This window comes from Pseudoxanthomonas sp. LjRoot206 (assembly GCF_056175725.1).
Genome location: NZ_JBGFFI010000003.1, coordinates 23,667 through 40,152, shown reverse-complemented (window position 1 = coordinate 40,152; position 16,486 = coordinate 23,667). Strand labels below are relative to the sequence as shown.

General features: G+C 67.7%; 15 protein-coding genes. 10 read left to right on the top strand and 5 right to left on the bottom strand.

From position 1 onward, the window contains the following. Window positions 1–178: 178 nt before the first annotated feature. From yajC to secF, 3 genes are all read left to right on the top strand, one after another. Window positions 179–517, top strand: a complete 339-nt coding sequence (gene yajC / locus AC04MD_RS09365) for a preprotein translocase subunit YajC (protein WP_475497024.1) — start codon at window positions 179–181, stop codon at window positions 515–517. A 101-nt stretch (window positions 518–618) separates the two neighbouring features. After that, complete coding sequence (gene secD / locus AC04MD_RS09360; RefSeq protein ID WP_475497023.1) at window positions 619–2,502, top strand: protein translocase subunit SecD; 1,884 nt, start codon at window positions 619–621, stop codon at window positions 2,500–2,502. Between the two features lie 13 nt (window positions 2,503–2,515). Beyond that, entirely contained in the window at window positions 2,516–3,490 is a 975-nt protein-coding gene (gene secF, locus AC04MD_RS09355) for a protein translocase subunit SecF (protein WP_475497022.1), read from the top strand. Window positions 3,491–3,713: 223 nt separating this feature from the next. On the opposite strand, the gene AC04MD_RS09350 is transcribed toward secF, so the two are convergent. Continuing rightward, a complete protein-coding gene (locus AC04MD_RS09350; RefSeq protein WP_475497021.1) occupies window positions 3,714–4,535 on the bottom strand; it encodes an inositol monophosphatase family protein in 822 nt (273 codons plus the stop codon). Between the two features lie 94 nt (window positions 4,536–4,629). On the opposite strand from AC04MD_RS09350, the gene AC04MD_RS09345 reads away from it, so the two are divergent. The 3 genes from AC04MD_RS09345 to AC04MD_RS09335 are packed head-to-tail and all read left to right on the top strand — an operon-like array spanning window position 4,630 to window position 8,533. After that, window positions 4,630–5,436: an RNA methyltransferase gene (locus AC04MD_RS09345; RefSeq protein ID WP_475497020.1), complete on the top strand. Its 807-nt coding sequence runs from the start codon at window positions 4,630–4,632 to the stop codon at window positions 5,434–5,436. Between the two features lie 50 nt (window positions 5,437–5,486). Further along, on the top strand, window positions 5,487–6,416 hold the full coding sequence (locus tag AC04MD_RS09340; protein ID WP_475497019.1) for a phosphate/phosphite/phosphonate ABC transporter substrate-binding protein: 930 nt from the start codon (window positions 5,487–5,489) through the stop codon (window positions 6,414–6,416). Further along, window positions 6,413–8,533 carry a putative bifunctional diguanylate cyclase/phosphodiesterase gene (locus AC04MD_RS09335; RefSeq protein WP_475497018.1) on the top strand — a complete coding sequence of 707 codons (2,121 nt, stop codon included), beginning with the start codon at window positions 6,413–6,415 and terminating at the stop codon, window positions 8,531–8,533. Before AC04MD_RS09340 ends, AC04MD_RS09335 begins: the two co-directional genes overlap by 4 nt. 153 nt (window positions 8,534–8,686) lie before the next feature. Here AC04MD_RS09335 and AC04MD_RS09330 read toward each other — a convergent pair whose 3' ends face one another. Both AC04MD_RS09330 and AC04MD_RS09325 read right to left on the bottom strand, forming a co-directional pair. After that, window positions 8,687–9,313 carry an exopolysaccharide biosynthesis protein gene (locus AC04MD_RS09330; RefSeq protein WP_475497017.1) on the bottom strand — a complete coding sequence of 209 codons (627 nt, stop codon included), beginning with the start codon at window positions 9,311–9,313 and terminating at the stop codon, window positions 8,687–8,689. A gap of 1 nt (window position 9,314) precedes the next feature. Further along, the gene (locus AC04MD_RS09325; RefSeq protein ID WP_475497016.1) at window positions 9,315–10,622 is read right to left on the bottom strand and encodes a hemolysin family protein; all 1,308 of its coding nucleotides are present in this window, start codon (window positions 10,620–10,622) and stop codon (window positions 9,315–9,317) included. Between the two features lie 280 nt (window positions 10,623–10,902). On the opposite strand from AC04MD_RS09325, the gene AC04MD_RS09320 reads away from it, so the two are divergent. Beyond that, complete coding sequence (locus tag AC04MD_RS09320) at window positions 10,903–11,529, top strand: DUF47 domain-containing protein (protein WP_475497015.1); 627 nt, start codon at window positions 10,903–10,905, stop codon at window positions 11,527–11,529. A gap of 12 nt (window positions 11,530–11,541) precedes the next feature. Continuing rightward, window positions 11,542–12,663 (top strand): inorganic phosphate transporter, encoded by a 1,122-nt coding sequence (locus AC04MD_RS09315; RefSeq protein WP_475497014.1) that lies wholly within the window; start codon window positions 11,542–11,544, stop codon window positions 12,661–12,663. A gap of 87 nt (window positions 12,664–12,750) precedes the next feature. Here the strand turns inward: AC04MD_RS09315 and AC04MD_RS09310 are convergent, their stop codons facing one another. Further along, on the bottom strand, window positions 12,751–13,161 hold the full coding sequence (locus AC04MD_RS09310) for a hypothetical protein (protein ID WP_162337556.1): 411 nt from the start codon (window positions 13,159–13,161) through the stop codon (window positions 12,751–12,753). A 42-nt stretch (window positions 13,162–13,203) separates the two neighbouring features. On the opposite strand from AC04MD_RS09310, the gene AC04MD_RS09305 reads away from it, so the two are divergent. Together AC04MD_RS09305 and AC04MD_RS09300 are read left to right on the top strand one after the other, a co-directional pair. Beyond that, window positions 13,204–13,542 carry an MGMT family protein gene (locus AC04MD_RS09305; protein ID WP_475497013.1) on the top strand — a complete coding sequence of 113 codons (339 nt, stop codon included), beginning with the start codon at window positions 13,204–13,206 and terminating at the stop codon, window positions 13,540–13,542. 43 nt (window positions 13,543–13,585) lie between these two features. After that, window positions 13,586–14,236, top strand: a complete 651-nt coding sequence (locus tag AC04MD_RS09300; protein WP_475497012.1) for a rhomboid family intramembrane serine protease — start codon at window positions 13,586–13,588, stop codon at window positions 14,234–14,236. 69 nt (window positions 14,237–14,305) lie between these two features. On the opposite strand, the gene AC04MD_RS09295 is transcribed toward AC04MD_RS09300, so the two are convergent. Continuing rightward, window positions 14,306–16,324 carry a M13 family metallopeptidase gene (locus AC04MD_RS09295; RefSeq protein ID WP_475497011.1) on the bottom strand — a complete coding sequence of 673 codons (2,019 nt, stop codon included), beginning with the start codon at window positions 16,322–16,324 and terminating at the stop codon, window positions 14,306–14,308. Window positions 16,325–16,486: the final 162 nt, after the last annotated feature.

The following is a 16,486-nucleotide window of genomic DNA, read 5'->3' as shown; positions in this document are numbered from 1 at the left end:
CTCCTACCGGCTTCGTGGCGGAGGCGAAGTCCTCTGCGGGGTAGGGTGAGGCCGCCGGCCGGGAACCATCCGGCGCCGATGCGGTCTTTTCCAGTCCGGGCGCACAGGGAAGCCCGGGCGGGGCTTCCCGACGCGTGGCATAATCCCCGGCTGCTTTTCATACCGAATGGACAAGTCCATGAATCTGCTTGAATTCTTCGTTGCCCCCGTGTTCGCCCAGGCCGCACCGGCCCAGCAGGGCATGGGCGGCTTCGGCCTGCTGATGCCGATCGCCCTGATCGCCATCATGTACTTCCTGATGATCCGCCCCCAGATGAAGCGCGCCAAGGAGCACCGCTCCATGCTGGACAAACTGTCCAAGGGCGACGAAGTCATCACCTCGGGCGGCATCGCCGGCACCGTCACCGACATCGGCGACAACTTCGTCACCCTGGAAGTGGCCGACAACGTGCGCGTGCGCGTGCAGAAGGCCGCCGTGGGCAACGTGCTGCCCAAGGGCACGCTGAAGTCCGCCTGATCCGTTTCCCGCGCCCCGTCGCCCGAGCGCCGGGGCGCATCCCGCTGTTTCCGAACCACTGCTGAGCGCATGCCCGGGAAGGGCCTGCGCGGGTCACCACGATGCTCGAATTCCCTCGCTGGAAATACGCCCTGATCCTGTTCGTCGTGTTGGCGAGCGCGCTGTACGCGCTGCCCAACCTGTACCCCCAGGATCCCTCCGTGCAGATCACCGCCAACCGCGGCTTCGCCATCGACGCCGCGTTGCGAGGCCGCGTCGATGCGGCGCTGAAGGACGCGGGCCTGCAGGCCAAGGAGATCGACACCGAGGCCACGAGCATGCTGGTGCGCCTGCCCAGCCTGGACGCGCAGACGACCGCCAACGACGCCCTGCGCAAGGCGCTCGGCGAGGACTACCTGGTCGCGCTGAACCTCGCGTCGACCGTGCCGGACTGGATGGGCAACTTCGGCGCTCGCCCGATGGTGCAGGGCCTGGACCTGCAGGGCGGCGTGCATTTCGTGCTGCAGGTCGACCAGAAGGCTGCGCTGGACAAGCGTGTCGAAGGTTATCTGGAAGACACCCGCGTCACCCTGCGCGACAAGCGCATCCGCTACACCTCGGTCGAACGCCGCCCGAACAACAGCATCGTGGTCACGCTGGCGGATGGTGAGGACGTGGCGGCGGCGCAGCAGACGCTGGCGCAGACCTTGAGCTCGCGCGGCAACAACAGCAACACGCTGGCGACGGGCTCGGGCCTGAGTTATCAGGCGGCGGGCCAGCAGATCACCATCGGCCTGCCGCAGGCGGAGCTGGAGCAGATCGCCAGCGAGGCGATCGAGCAGAACCTCACCACGCTGCGCAACCGCATCAACGAGATCGGCGTGGCCGAGCCGATCATCCAGCGCCAGGGCAACGACCGCGTGGTCGTGCAGCTGCCCGGCGTGCAGGACACCGCCGAGGCCAAGCGCCTGATCGGCGCCACCGCCACGCTCGAGTTCCGCGCGGTGGTGGAAGGCAGCGCGGCCGATGCCGTGGCCAGTGGCCGCATCCCGCCGGAAGCCAAGGTGTTCCAGCTGCGCGACAACGGCGGCCCGGTGCTGCTGAACAAGCGCGTCCTCGTCTCGGGCGACGAAATGGTCAACGCCCGCGTGGGCCAGGACAACAATGGCCAGCCGGCCGTGGACGTGACCCTCAACAACATCGCCGGCCAGCGCATGTTCGACCACACCAGCGCCAACGTCGGCAAGCTGATGTCGGTGGTCTACATCGAACGCGTGCCGACCGTGACCATCGTCGACGGCAAGGAAGTGCGCAGCGTGCGCGTGCGCGAGGAAGCGCTGTCGCCGACCCGTATCCAGGGTGTGTTCGGCAAGAACTTCCAGACCACCGGCCTGGAGAAGACCGAGGCCGAGAACCTGGCCAAGCTGCTGCGCGCCGGCTCGCTCGCCGCGCCGATGGACTTCATCGAAGAGCGCGTGGTCGGCCCCAGCCTGGGCGCCGAGAACGTCGCCCGCGGCACGAAGGCGGTGGTGTTCTCCTTCGTCTTTGCGCTGGCCTTCTTCCTGGTGTACTACCGCATGTTCGGCCTGATCACCTGCGTCGCGCTGCTGCTCAACCTGGTGATGGTGGTGGCGGTGATGTCGCTGTTCGGCGCGACGATGACGCTGCCCGGCTTCGCCGGCCTGGCACTGACCATCGGCATGTCGGTGGACGCCAACGTGCTGATCAACGAACGCATACGCGAGGAATTGCGGGCGGGGGTGCCGCCGCAGGCGGCGATCGCGACCGGTTACGACAAGGCGTCGGGCACCATCTTCGACTCCAACATGACCGCGCTGCTGGCCGGCGTGGCGCTGTACGCCTTCGGCACCGGTCCGCTGAAGGGCTTCGCGGTGACGATGGTCATCGGCATCCTGACCTCCGTGTTCACCGCGGTCACCGTGTCTCGCGGCATCGCCACCCTGATCTACGGCGGCCGCCGCAAGATCAAGTCCATCGCCATCTGACGGGAGACAGAAGATGAGCCTTTTCCCGTTGCGGTTGATTCCGCACACCACCAACTTCAACTTCATGCGGGTGCGCTGGGTGTCCATCGGCGTCGCGGCGCTGCTGGCCGTCGCGGCGATCGGCGCCATCGCGTTCAAGAGCTTCAACTTCGCGCTGGACTTCACCGGCGGCACCGTCGTGGAGCTGCGTTTCCAGACGCCTCCGAACGTCGACGGCGTCCGCGAGCGGCTGGAGGCCGGCGGCTACGGCAGCGCGCAGGTGCAGACCTTCGGCACCGGCAGCGACCTGCTGGTCCGCCTGCAGCCGCGCGAGGACGCGGGCACGGCGGCCGGCGCCGAAGCCAGCAACCGCACCGCCGCGGACGTCTTGCGCCTGGCATCCGTCGATGGCAACGCGGCGACCGTGATGCGCAGCGAATTCGTCGGCCCGCAGGTCGGCAAGGAGCTTGCGCTCAACGGCCTGTACACGCTGCTGTTCGTGGTGGTCGGCTTCCTGATCTACATCGCCGTGCGCTTCGAGTGGAAGTTCGCCGTGTCGGCGATCGTCACGACCCTGGCGGACGTGCTGATCGTGGCCGGTTTCTTCGCCGCCAGCGGCATCGAGTTCGACCTGACCATCCTGGCCGGCCTGCTGTCGGTGATGGGCTTCTCGATCAACGACAAGATCGTGGTGTTCGACCGCGTACGCGAGAACTTCCGCAATCTGCGCGCCGAGCCGATGGAGATCCTGAACCGCTCCATCAACCAGACGCTGTCGCGCACGATCATCACCTCGTTCGTCGCGTTCCTGACCGTGTTCGCCCTGTACCTGTACGGCGGCGGCTCGCTGGAAGGCATGGCGCTGTCGCAGATGATCGGCATCGTGCTGGGCACGATCTCCTCGATCTTCGTGGCATGCCCGCTGCTGACCATCGGCTTCCTGACGGTCACCAAGCAGGACCTGATGCCGAAGGCGAAGGACGAGGCGCTGCTGGCGCGTCGTCCGTAACGCTTTCCGGCGAAGTACGAAAAAGGCCACGCGATGCGTGGCCTTTTTCTTTGGGCGGCGGCTCCTGTAGGAGCGACGTCAGTCGCGACCGCATGGCTGGATCGACAGGATCACATGGCCCGGCGATGGTCGATCGGGTCAGGCCAACGCTTGGCCAACCTGCTCCCGGGTAGTCCGGTTCCTGGTCGCGACTGACGTCGCTCCTACCGGTGCAGGCAAGCGATCAGCCGTTGAACGACGCCGCGTAACCCGACGAGACGATGGTCTTCTGCAGCGCGTCGGCGACCTTGAGGTTGCCGGCGACGATCTGGCGGGGCAGGGCGGTGCGGCCGTCGATCTTGCCGAGCGCGGCGCCACGGAAATCGCAGACCTTGCCGCCGGCTTCCCGCACCAGCAGCACGCCGGCGGCGATGTCCCAGTCCTTCACGCCCGCCTCGAAATAGGCGTCGGAGCGGCCGCAAGCCACGTAGGCCAGGTCGAGCGCGGCCGAACCGGTGCGGCGGATGTCCTCGGCATGTACCAGCAGCTCGCGCACGCATTCCAGCTGCGCGCCGGCACGGGCGCGCTCACGCGGCGGGAAGCCGGTGGTGATCATGGCGCCGGCCAGCTCCTTGCGGTCGGCCACGCGGATGCGGCGCTCGTTGAGCTGGGCGCCGGCGCCACGGCTGGCGGTGAACAGGTCGTTGCGCAGCGGGTCGAAGATCACCGCATCGGTCGGTTCGCCGTTGTCCACCAGCGCGATGGACACGCAGTAGTGCGGGAGCCCGCGCAGGTAGTTGCTGGTGCCGTCCAGCGGGTCGATCACGAAGGTGTAGCGGCCGTTGATCTGGGCGCCGCTTTCCTCGCCGACGAAGCCGTAGTCCGGGTAGGCGCGACGCAGTTCCTTGATGATGACCTTCTCGGCATCCGAGTCGACTTCGCTCGCGTAGTCCATCCGCTCCTTCTGCACCACGTTCAGCGCGTCCAGCTTGTTGATGCTCCGCAACAACACGTTGCCTGCGAGGCGGGCGGCCTTGGTCATGACGGTGACGACGGGCTTTTGCATGCGAACGGACCTCGGACAGGCGTGGGGCGGGCGAACAAGTGGAAAAGAGCAGCACGGCGCGGAGACCGGCCCGCGCAGTTTACCATTTGCCCCCATGAATACGCCCGTTTCCCAGACCGATTCCCTTTCCCGGGCCACCACTGCCCGCCTGCGCGTGGTGCTGGTCGGCACGCAGCACCCCGGCAATATCGGCGCCGCCGCCCGCGCGTTGAAGACCATGGGGCTGGCGCGCCTGGTGCTGGTCGCGCCCGAGGACTACCCCGCGGACGAGGCTTACCGTCGCGCCGCCGGCGCGGACGACCTGCTGGGCGACGCCCCGGTGGTCGCCACGCTGGCCGAGGCGGTGGCGGACTGCCACCTGGTGCTGGGATGCACGGCGCGCAGCCGCCGCGTCCAATTGGAAGAGCATGCGCCACGCCAGGCAGCCGCGCTGGCGGTCGGTCGCGCGGCGGCCGGAGGCGAGGTGGCACTGGTGTTCGGCCGCGAGCGCACCGGCCTGAGCAACGAGGAACTGCAGCTCTGCCACGCGGCGGTGCACATCCCGGCCAATCCCGACTACAGCTCGCTGAACCTGGCCGCCGCCGTGCAGGTGCTGGCCTACGAGCTGCGGCTGGCACTGCTGGAAGGCGGGCCGGCGGCCTCCACCGAAGCGCCGCATCCGGACGACGTCGTGGCCAGCCACGCGCACATGGAAGGTTTCTTCGCGCAACTGGGCGACACCCTCGACGCGATCGACTTCCACAAGGGCCGCGCGCCGGATTCGGCGATGCGAAAGCTTCGCCGGCTGTTCGCCAAGGCCGACCTGACCGAGCAGGAAGTGCGCCTGCTGCGCGGCATCCTGGCCGACGCCCAGCGTATGGCCCGCCTGGCGGGTCAGGGCGGCGGCGGATCACTGTCTTGAGCTCACGTTTTCCGATAGGCTGCCGCCATCGTTCTGGCGGGCGCCTATCGTTGCGTACAACCTGGTTCCGCCTCGCGCTGGCCGCCATCGGCGCCGCCCTGCTTCCCGCCGCCGTGGTCCCGGCCAGCGCCGCCGGTGACGAGCGTGTCCTTGTCCTCGGCCGCATCAGCGACGATCCCAAGGCGCATTACGAGCAGCTCAAGCCGCTGCTGGACTACGTAGTCCCGCGGATGCGCGACGTCGGCATCACCGAAGGCCGCATCCTGATGGCACGTGACGCGCAGCAAATGACCAGTTATCTGAGACGCGGCCGCGTGGATTGGGTCACCGAGACCGCCGGCACCGGTATGCGGCTGCAGGAGCGCGCCGGTGCGCGCCCCATGCTGCTGACCGAGCGCGGTGGTGTCAGCCGCTACCACGGCGTGTTCTTCGTCCGCCGCGACAGCGGGCTGGAGCGGCTGGCCGACCTGAAGGGGCGCACGGTGGCGTTCCAGAACACTGCCTCGACCAGTGCGTACTTCGCGCCCTCGGTGGCGTTGCTCGACGCCGGCCAGCGGATGGAGATCCTGCTGTCGCCGATGGACCGGCCGTCCGCCGATTCGGTGGGCTACGTGTTCGCCCGGTCCGAGCTCAACATCGCCGCCTGGGTGCACAAGCGCCTGGTCGACGCCGGCGTGGTCAGCAACCTCGACTGGGATGACGTGCGCCGCATGCCGCCGTCGTTCCGCCGCGACTTCCGGGTGATCCACGAGACGCAGGATTTCCCGCGCGCACTGGAGATGGTGCGCGGCGATCTGGATCCCAGGATCGAGGCGCGCCTGCGCGACGTGCTGCTGGAGGCCGCCAACGATCCGGCCGCGCGCGATGCGCTCAACGTGTTCTTCCGTACGACCCGCTTCCTGCCGGTGGACCCGGCATCGCAGCAGGCGCTGGACGACCTGCGCCGTGGCGTGACGCGCGTCCGGGAGCAGGTCGAATGACGCGCATGCGGTTCGGGCTGCAGGCGCGCTTCCTCGCCGCCATGGCATTGATGCTGGTGGTGGTGATCGCCCTGCTGGGGACGTTGCTGCACCGGCAGAAGGTGATGCAGCAGGAAGTGGCGGACCTCGGGCGCGAGGCGATGCATGGCATGGTCGAGGACAGCCTGCGCCGGCACGGCGAGGCCACCGTCGATCAGCTGGGTGATGCGCTGGCCAATCCGCTGTACTACTTCGACCTGGACACGATCGGCAGCATCGTGCGTTCGGCGCAGAAGGAGCCGGACGTCAGTTACGTGCTGGTCTACGACAACCAGGGCCGGATCATCCACGACGGTACTGCCGACATCGCCGTGTACGGGCAGACGATGACCGACCCGCTGGCGTACGAGGCGGTCAACACACGCGGCATGCACACGCAGTGGTCGACGCAGATCGTGGACGTGTCCGAGCCGATCATGATCGGAAGCGAACGCATCGGCGGCGTGCGCGTCGGCTACTCGGTGGCCTCGGTGCGCGCCTACGAAGAGAAGGCGGTCACCGCGGCACGCGCCCGCCTCAACGAACTGGGGGCGCGCCACCTCGGCTGGATCGCCCTGCTGCTGGCTGCCCTCGTGGGCGTGTGCGTGACCATCATGGTGTATGCCCAGCGCACGCTGGTCCGGCCGATCCGCCAGCTGGCCCGCGCCGCGCACGACATCGAGGTCGGCAACTACAACGGCGAGCGCATGGCCAGCGAGCGCCAGGACGAAGTCGGCGAACTCGTCCGCGCCTTCGGCACGATGAGCGACAGCATCGCGCGGCACGACCGTGACGTGCGGCGGATGGCGTACACCGACTCGTTGACCGGCCTTACCAACCGGCTGGCGTTCCGCGAGAGCCTGGACCACCGCCTGATGATGCTGCGCGGCGCCGGGCGCCAGCTGGCGCTGCTGTTCGCCGACATCGACGACTTCAAGCGCGTCAACGACACGCTCGGGCACGAGGCCGGCGACGAAGTCCTGCAGCAGTTCGCGCATCGCATCCGCGATGCGGTGGAGACGATGGGCGGCGATGATGCGCTGCTCGCGCGCTTCGGCGGCGACGAGTTCGTCATCCTGATCCAGGACGGCGACGTGCGCGGCAGCGCCACCCGCCTGGCCGAGAAGCTGGTGGCCGAGCTGGGGCGTCCGATCGTCGTGCAGGAGCGCCAGGTGTTCCTCGGTACCTCTATCGGCATCACTCTGTTCCCGGAAGACGCGTCGGGCGCGACCGCGTTGATGAAGAACGGCGACATCGCGATGTACCAGGCCAAGGTCGCCGGCAAGAACTGCTACCGCTTCTACAGCCGCGCGATGGACCAGGCCGTCGAGCGCCGCGTGCGCATGGAACAGGAACTGCGTGGTGCGTGGGAGCGCGGCGAACTGAGCCTGATGTACCAGCCGGTGTTCCGCATGGCCGACAGCCGCATCGTCGGCGCCGAGGCGCTGCTGCGCTGGCAGCATCCGGAGCTGGGCATGGTGGCGCCGTCGGTGTTCATCGACGTGGCCGAGCAGAGCGGGCTGATCGAGAGCATCGGGCCGCGCGTGCTGCGTGCCGCCTGCGCCGCGGCCGCACGCTGGGGCAACGAGCGCGACGCGCTGGATCCGCTGTTCGTCTCGGTCAATGTATCGCCGCGTCAGCTGCGCAACGGCGACCTGCCGGACGTGGTGGCCGAATGCCTGCGCGATACCGGGCTGGCGGCGTCGCGCCTGCACCTGGAACTCACCGAGACGGCCGTCATCAGCGACGAGGCGCATGCCAGCGCGCTGCTGGCCACGCTGCACCGCACCGGTGTGAAGGTGTGGCTGGACGACTTCGGTACGGGTTTTTCGGGCCTGAGCCATCTGCGCCGCGTGCCGGTGGACGGCGTGAAGATCGACCGCAGCTTCATCGCCGACATGCTGCGCGACCCCGACGACCTGGCGCTGACCACGGCGATCATCGCGATGGCGCATTCGCTCGGCATCACGGTCGTGGCCGAGGGTGTGGAGAAGGAAGGCCAGTTCAATCTGCTGCGCGAGCGCGGTTGCGACCTCGCGCAGGGCTATTGGCTGGGCTATCCGGTGACCGCAGCGGAGTTCGCGCAGCTGGTAGCGTGATGCGTGCAGTGCGGTTGTAGGAGCGACGTTAGTCGCGACCGCACGTTGTCAGTGATGCACAGGCATGCATCTGGTTCGCCCAGCACGCTGTCGATCGAGATCGATTGATTGCTACGGTCGCGACTCACGTCGCTCCTACAGGAGCAGGACGGCTCAGAGCCACTTCGCCATCAGCGCACTCGTGGCTTCCACCAGATTGCCGGACAGGAAGCCGAACACCACCACGGCGATGCCGCCGGCGATCCACGCCACCAGCAGCAGCGCACCGTCGCGCTCCAGCAGGGCCAGCGCGAACAGCAGCAACAGGAAGCCGAACACGTAGTTGGTGAACGGGATGGGCAGCGCCAGCAGGATGCCCAGCAGGACCAGCAGCAGGCCGGTGAAACTGAGCGCGATGCGGTTGTCGACGAAGCCGCCCATGCGCGGGCGCACGATCTTCTCCAGCCGCCGCAGCCACGGCGCCATGCGCTGGCGGAAGCGCACCATCGCGCTGCGGTGCGGGCCGCGCCGCGCGAGGAAGGCGGGCAGCCAGACCTTGCGCAGGCCCAGCAGCAGCTGCACGCCGACCAGGACCACCATCGGCCCGCCGATGGCGCCGCCGACGCCGGGCACCGGAATGAAGGCCGGCAGCACGCCGATGAAGAGCAGCATGCCGAACGCGGCGGGGCCGAAATCCTTCAGCAGGTCGCCAAGGCGCAGGACCTCGTCGGGATCGCCGGCGGCGAAGCCGTCGATCAGCGTGGCGGTGCTGGTGTGTCGTGGTGCGTCGTCGGCGGACATGTCAGACCGCCAGGTCTTCGCCGTCGGTCTCGGGCAGTTTCTGCAGCAGCAGCTTGTCGATGCGGGCGCCGTCGAGGTCGACCACTTCGAAGCGCCAGCCGGCCCAGTCGAGGCGTTCGCCGACGTGCGGGATGCGGCCGAAGCGTTCGATCATCATACCGGCGACGGTGTTGTATTCGTCGTCGTCCGGCAGCGCCACGCCGCCCAGCAACTCGCGCAGGTCGTCGTTGGGCAGCGAGCCGTCCACCAGCAGCGAGCCGTCGTCGCGGACCACCACCAGCGGCGCATCCTCGGTGTTCTCGGCGGCCTGCAGACGGCCGACCACGGCGCCCATCAGGTCGCTCTGCGTCACCAGGCCCTGGATCTCGCCGTATTCGTCGACGACCAGCGCCAGCGACTGCTGCTCTTCGCGGAAGATCTCCAGCAGCTTCATCGCATGGGTGGATTCGGAGACGAACAGCGGTTCGCGCAGCTTGATGAAGAGGTCCGGCTGGGCGACACCGAAGCGGTCGAGCAGGGACTTCACTTCCAGCACGCCGACCACATCCTGGTCGTTGCCTCTGTACACCGGGAATCGCGAGAACGCGGATTCGTGCATCGTCTGCAGGTTGTCGTCGTACGGCGCGGCGGCATCCAGCCAGGTGATTTTCTTGCGCGGCGTCATCAGGCTGTCGGCGGTGCGGTCGCCCAGCCGCAGCACGCGGTTCATCATGTTGCGCTCGTCGGCGTCGATCACGCCCGCCTCGTGTCCCTCGGACACCAGCATGCGGATCTCTTCTTCGGTGACCGCTTCCTTGTTGTCGTCGGCGAGTCCGAAGACACGGAGCACCAGTCGCGTGCTGAAGGCGAGCAGGGCAACGGCAGGGGCGGTGATCTTGGCCAGCCACCCCATCGGCACGGCCACGAAGCCGGCGATGGTTTCCGGTCGGGTGATCGCGAGACGCTTGGGTACCAGTTCGCCGAAAATCAACGTCAGGTAGGTGATCAGCGCGACCGCCACGCCGATACCGATCTTGGGCGCATACGGCGCGGAGGCGGGGATCGTGGACGCCAGCCAGCCGCCGATGGCGCTGCCGATGGCGTCGCCGCCGAACGTACCGGTCAGCACGCCGATCAGGGTGATGCCGATCTGGACGGTGGAGAGGAAGTTCTCGGGTTTCTCGGACAGGTCCAGCGCGCGCTGGGCGCGCTGGCTGGTCTGGGCCATCTGTTTCAGGCGGCTCTTGCGCGAGGTCATGACCGACATCTCGGACATGGCGAAGAAGCCGTTCAACAGCACGAGGGCGAACACGATGATCAGCTCAAGCACGGGAGCCTCCGTTCAGTGCAGGGAGGGCCGGCGAGGCGGGCGGGGTCTGTCGCGGGGGACAGTGGGGGGAGGTAGGGTCGTCGTCCATAGGGTGCACCCGGAGGCGCCGGGCGAGTTTAGCAAACGGCCGGCGGACCGACGCGTGAAGCTGAACAAGACATTCGGCCAATACGAGGGCCGCCGGGCCCGGGTCCCGTCCCGTCGGACTGTCCGGAACAGTCACGGAGCGGTCATAATTCCGCCCCTGAAGCCGTCCATCCCGTGACGGTGAGACCGCCCGATGTTCTCCCTCCAGACGATCTTCGGCTCCGGCCAGCAGTTCTACACGCTGTTGGACGAGGCCGCCCAAGCTGCCCACGACAGCACCAAGGCCCTGCATTCCATGATGAAGGCCACCGACCGCCAGCCGGCGCTCGATGCCTTCAAGCTGGCGCGCCTGCGCGAGCGCGCGGCCTCGGACAAGATCGGCAAGGCGCTGGTCGACAGCTTCATCACCCCGATCGAGCGCGAAGACATCGAAGCCCTCGGCTCGGCGCTGTACAAGATCCCCAAGCAGGTCGAGAAGTTCGCCGACCGCTACTCGCTGGCCATCCAGCACCTGGAAGGCATCGACTTCGCGCCGCGCGCGGCGATGCTGGAGCAGGCCGCCGCCGTGGTCGTGGACATGGTCCATGAGATCAAGAAGATGAACATCGATCGCATGACCTCGCTCAACGAGAAGCTGCGCGCGATCGAGAACGAGGCCGACCGGCTGATGCTGGAGCTGTACCGCGACATCTATTCCGGCCGGCTGGACCACCTGCAGATGTTCCTGCTGAAGGAGTTCTTCGAGATCCTGGAGAAGGCCATCGACCGTTGCCGCGAGGCCGGCGTGGTGGCGTACCAGATCGTGCTGAAGAACAGCTAAGGGCGCACCGTCATGCTGACCCTCGTGCTGGTGGTGATCTTCGCCGCGCTCGTCTTCGAGTTCATCAACGGCTTCCACGACACCGCCAACTCCATCGCGACCGTGGTCGCCACCAAGGTGCTGTCGCCGGGCCAGGCGGTGATGCTGGCGGCGGTGATGAACCTGATCGGTGCACTGACCGGCACCGCCGTCGCCAAGACCATCGCCTCCGGCCTGGTCGACACCAATGTGGTGCAGGTGACGTCGCAGGTGATCCTGTGCGCGCTGCTGGGCGGCATCATCTGGAACCTGATCACCTGGTGGAAGGGCCTGCCGTCGTCGTCGTCGCATGCGCTGATCGGTGGCCTGTGCGGTGCCGCGCTGGCCGCCGCGCACAACGACTGGGGCGCGCTGATCTGGTCGCAGGCCGCCGGCGACTGGACCCAGAACAAGGGCATCCTGTGGAAGGTCGTGCTGCCGATGATCTCCTCGCCGGTGGCGGGCTTCGTGCTGGGCATCGTGGTGATGGTGCTGCTGTGGGGACTGATCGCCCTGCTCTCGCGCATCGGCGGCTGGCTCGGCCGGCTCGCGCGCCCGCACTTCGTCAACAAGTTCTTCGGCAAGGCGCAGATCCTGTCCGCGGCCTACATGGGCTACGCGCACGGGCACAACGATGCGCAGAAGACCATGGGCATCATCGCGCTGACGCTGTTCGGCGCGGAAGCCAGCGGGGCGCTGGACAACCTGCCGGGCTGGCTGGCCTTCCTGCATCCGGGCACCGCGGGCGAGCAGGACATCGCGATGTGGATCGTCATCACCTGCGCCATCGTGATGGCGCTGGGCACCGCGTCGGGCGGCTGGAAGATCATCAAGACGCTGGGTCACAAGATGGTGAAGCTGCACCCCATCAACGGCTTCGCCGCGGAGACGAGTTCGGCCACCATCCTCACCGTGGCCGCGCACTTCGGCATGCCGGTGTCGACCACGCACAGCATCTCCACCGCCATCATGGGTGTGGGCTTCGCCAAGAATCCGCGCGCGCTGAAGTTCGGCGTGATCGAACGCATCCTGTGGGCGTGGGTCCTGACGATCCCCGCTGCGGGCGGTATCGCCTACGGCCTGCTGCGGTTGCTGGAATCGATCGACTGGGCGTGACGTCGCCTTGCATCCGTTGAAACAGAAAACGCCGGGCTTGCCCGGCGTTTTTCTTTCCGACGCCGCGATGGCGGGCCTGGGCCCGCCCTACAGCAGGTCGCCTTCGGCGGAGAGTGCGCGCTCCATGCTGTCGCCCAGGCCACCGATTTCCAGCACCAGGCGGTCGACTTCCGCCGGGCTGAGGCTTTCGTACGGACGGTTCTCGCACAGCTGCAGGTAGGGCACGCCGTCGAGTTCGCCGATCGCCAGGTAGCCCACGCTGCTCTGCCAGTTGAACTTCAGCGCACGCTTGGCGTCGATGCCGGTCATCGGCGCGATCACCGTGCTCACGCGCAGGTAGCCGCGCTCGTCGTCGTTGCCGAGTTCGGACAGGTAGATGGTCTGGTGCCGCTTGCCGTTGCCCAGCGACAGTTCCACGCAGGCGACATACGGGTCGTGCATGGTCACCTTGTAACCGGAGGAATTCAGGTGTCCGCGGACCTGCTCGAAGTTGTGCATGGGATGCTCCCACTGTTGCCGTTGCCGCTATGCTAATCCGGCATGAGCGCCAAGTCTCCCGAAGATCGCATCCTTGCCGCAATCCGTGCGATACCGCACGGTCAGGTGGCCGGCTATGGCGAAGTCGCGCATCGCGCAGGCCTGCCGGGCCGTGCGCGACTGGCCGCGCGCATCCTCAGCCAGAACGACGATCCCGCGCTGCCGTGGCACCGCGTGCTGCGTTCGGACGGCCGCATCGCATTCCCCGAAGGCTCGAAGGCCTTCCGCGAACAGAGCCAACGCCTGCGCGCGGAAGGCGTGAAGGTGGAAAACGGCCGCGTGAAGCGGCTGCGCAAGGTGAACGATCTGGATGCGGCGCTGTGGGGCCCGGGTGCGCATTGATGCCGTCCGCTTATGATGTGAGGCGACTGTTTCGAGGCCTGCCATGTTTCCCCGACTGCTCCCCGTCACCCGCAATCTGCTGATCGCCAACGTCGCCGTCTATCTGCTTCAGCTCATGCTGGGCGGAACGTTGGAAACGTGGTTCGCGTTGTGGCCCATCGGACACGGGTTCATGCCGTGGCAGCTGCTGTCGTACGGCTTCCTGCACGACACCAACGGTCTCGCGCATCTGGCCTTCAACATGCTGGCGCTCTACATGTTCGGATCGTCGCTGGAGCAGACGTGGGGGGCGAAGCGTTTCCTCACGTACTTCCTGGTCTGCATCGCCGGCGCCGGACTGCTGCAGCTCGCCGTGGGATGGTGGATGGTATCGGGCGGCGCCTTGCCGTACCGCACCGTTGGCGCGTCCGGCGGCGTGTTCGGCCTGCTGCTCGGCTACGGCATGTTGTTCCCGAACCACCGGATGATCGTGTTTCCGCTGCCGATGGAGATCAAGGCGCGCACGCTGGTGATCTTCTATGCGGTGCTCGCGCTGGTGCTCGGCTTCACCGGCCTGCAACCGGGCGTGGCGCACTTCGCCCACCTCGGCGGCATGGTGTTCGGATGGCTGATGATCCGCTACTGGCGCGGCCAGCCGCCATTCCGCAAGGGACCGCGCAAACCGAAGCCGCCGCACCTGCGCAGCGTCAAGTAGCACGGTTCGCAGGGACAAAGAAAAACGGCGCGGAATTCCGCGCCGTTTTTCATGGGACCCGCGGCAGGCTCAGCGCCAGATGCGGACCTGTGCCGCTTCCTGTGCCTGCATCGGCTGGCCGGCCTTGCAGGAGAACGCCTGCGCGAACGAGGGCTGCTGGGTCAGCGGGCCGTTGGCGCGCCACTGCCCGGGGGCGTGCACGTCGACGGCGGCGCGCTGCGCGGCCTCGGTCTCCGACAGGTTCTGCGCCCACAACGTGGCCCAGGCCTTGTAGAACGACTGCTTCGTGGCGGCATTCGCCTGCGGCTCGGCGGTGGCGAAGGCGTCCCACGCCAGTTCCACACCGGCGAGGTCGGCGAGGTTCTCGTCGCGCGTCAGCGCGCCGTTGACCTTGACGTTCTTCAGGTCCGGGAACGCATAGGCGTTGTATTGCGCGACCACCTTGTCGCCCAGCGCATTCCACGCGGCGACGTCGGCCGGCGTCCACCAGTCGCGCAGCTGTCCCTTGGCGTCGACCATGCGGCCCTTCACGTCGAAGCCGCGGCTCAGCTCGTGGCCGACCAGCGCACCGAAGGCGCCGTACTGCACGGCGGCCGGCTGCTTGGCATCGAAGATCTCTTCCTGCAGCACGGCGGCGGTGACGATCAGGCGGTTCTGCGCCAGGTCGTAGGCCAGCGCCGGCTGCTGCGGCAGCACGTCCCAGCGGCGGTCGGCATTGCCCTTGCCGATGCGCTTCATTTCTTCGCGATGGCGCCAGGTCGAGGCGATCAGGATGTTGCCGCCGAAGCTGCCGCGGCCCATCGGCTGCACGCTGTAGTCGAGGTCGCGCTTCGGGGTGCCGACTTCGATCTTCAGCTTGTCGAGCTTGGCCTTGGCTTCGGCCTTGGCCGCATCGCTCAGCCAGGTGTTGCGCTCGATGCCGCGGCCCAGCGCGTCGCGCACCAGGCCGGCGATCTGTTCGGCGCGACGCTTGTGGTCGGCCGGCACGTAGCGCTCGGCGTATTCCTTGCCCAGCATCGGGCCGGCGGCGAGGTTGATCGCGTCCAGCACCTGGTGCCAGCGCGGCGCCGGGGCGGTTTCGCCACGCAATACGCGGCCGCGGAAATCGAACTCGGCGTCGCGGAAGGGCTTGGCCAGGTACGGCGCCATCGCATCGCCCACGCGCCAGCGCAGGTAGGCCTTCCACTGGTCGGGCTTGAGGCTGCCGACCAGGCCGTCGAGGCGCTTGAACAGCGCCGGATCGGCCATCGACACGGTGTCGTCGTTGACGCCCTGCGCCTTCAGGAAGGCATCGAGCTGCAGGTTGCGGTACTGCTTGCCCAGGTCCTTGGTCGGGATCGGCGCGTAATTGGCGAAGGGGCTGCGCAGGTCGACCAGCGGCTTGGACACCTGCGCCAGCTTGGTCTCCACGTCGATGATCAGTGCGGACTCGGCGTCCAGTTTCGCCGCTGGCGTGCCGGTCAGGGCAAGCACCTGCTTCACGTAGGTGCGGTAGCGGCCGAGCAGCTCGCGCGTGTCGGCATCGGTGCGGGTGTAGTAGGCCGGGTCCGGCAGGCCCAGGCCGCCCTGCATGAAGTAGCCGATGTGCCGGTCGAGCGCCTGCAGGTCGACGTCCGGGCTGAAATTGAAGGCCACCGGCACGCCGACCTGGTGCAGCGCGGCGATGGCCGGCGCCACGTCCTTCGGCTTCTTGATGGCGTTGATGCGGTCCAGCAGCGGCGCGATCGGCTTGGAACCGTCGGCTTCCACCGCCGCCTCGTCCAGGCCGCTGGCCCAGAAGTCGCCCAGCAGCTTCTGCACATTGCCCTGCGGCGCCTTCATGGCGCTGTCGAGCAGGGCGCGCTGCTGGTCCAGCGTGCGTGCGCGGAACGCGCCCAGCACGCTCACCACGCCGGCCTCGGCGGAGGCGGGGTTCTTCTTCAGCCAGTCCGCATTGGTGGCGGTGTAGAAGTCCGTGCACTGCGCGCTCACCGCGGGGGCGGTGTTGCGCTTCTTGCGCTGCGCGTCGGCATCCGGGGCGCCCAGGGCGATGAAGAGGGCGAAGGCGATCAGGGTGGGGCGGCCGAGAGCGTGGCGCGGGCTGGGCATCAGGAACATCCGGGAGTTCAGGGGTCGGGCGATTCTAGCAAGGGTGCCGTCGCGGGCCCGAAGGCCCGTCGCGGGATTCCGGCGCCGCGTGGCGGGTTTTACGGGCCTGCGTCACAGCTCGGTGCCGGGCCCGCAAAAGGAAAGGCCCGGACATGCCGGGCC

Excerpts from the sequence above, each read along its gene's own strand:
- secF (WP_475497022.1), top strand. The coding sequence starts at position 2,516 with ATGAGCCTTTTCCCGTTGCGGTTGATTCCGCACACCACCAACTTCAAC.
- AC04MD_RS09305 (WP_475497013.1), top strand. The coding sequence starts at position 13,204 with ATGAGCGCCAAGTCTCCCGAAGATCGCATCCTTGCCGCAATCCGTGCG.
- AC04MD_RS09300 (WP_475497012.1), top strand. The coding sequence starts at position 13,586 with ATGTTTCCCCGACTGCTCCCCGTCACCCGCAATCTGCTGATCGCCAAC.
- AC04MD_RS09315 (WP_475497014.1), top strand. The coding sequence starts at position 11,542 with ATGCTGACCCTCGTGCTGGTGGTGATCTTCGCCGCGCTCGTCTTCGAG.
- AC04MD_RS09295 (WP_475497011.1), bottom strand. The coding sequence starts at position 16,324 with ATGCCCAGCCCGCGCCACGCTCTCGGCCGCCCCACCCTGATCGCCTTC.
- AC04MD_RS09350 (WP_475497021.1), bottom strand. The coding sequence starts at position 4,535 with ATGCAAAAGCCCGTCGTCACCGTCATGACCAAGGCCGCCCGCCTCGCA.
- yajC (WP_475497024.1), top strand. The coding sequence starts at position 179 with ATGAATCTGCTTGAATTCTTCGTTGCCCCCGTGTTCGCCCAGGCCGCA.
- AC04MD_RS09335 (WP_475497018.1), top strand. The coding sequence starts at position 6,413 with ATGACGCGCATGCGGTTCGGGCTGCAGGCGCGCTTCCTCGCCGCCATG.
- secD (WP_475497023.1), top strand. The coding sequence starts at position 619 with ATGCTCGAATTCCCTCGCTGGAAATACGCCCTGATCCTGTTCGTCGTG.
- AC04MD_RS09320 (WP_475497015.1), top strand. The coding sequence starts at position 10,903 with ATGTTCTCCCTCCAGACGATCTTCGGCTCCGGCCAGCAGTTCTACACG.
- AC04MD_RS09310 (WP_162337556.1), bottom strand. The coding sequence starts at position 13,161 with ATGCACAACTTCGAGCAGGTCCGCGGACACCTGAATTCCTCCGGTTAC.
- AC04MD_RS09330 (WP_475497017.1), bottom strand. The coding sequence starts at position 9,313 with ATGTCCGCCGACGACGCACCACGACACACCAGCACCGCCACGCTGATC.
- AC04MD_RS09345 (WP_475497020.1), top strand. The coding sequence starts at position 4,630 with ATGAATACGCCCGTTTCCCAGACCGATTCCCTTTCCCGGGCCACCACT.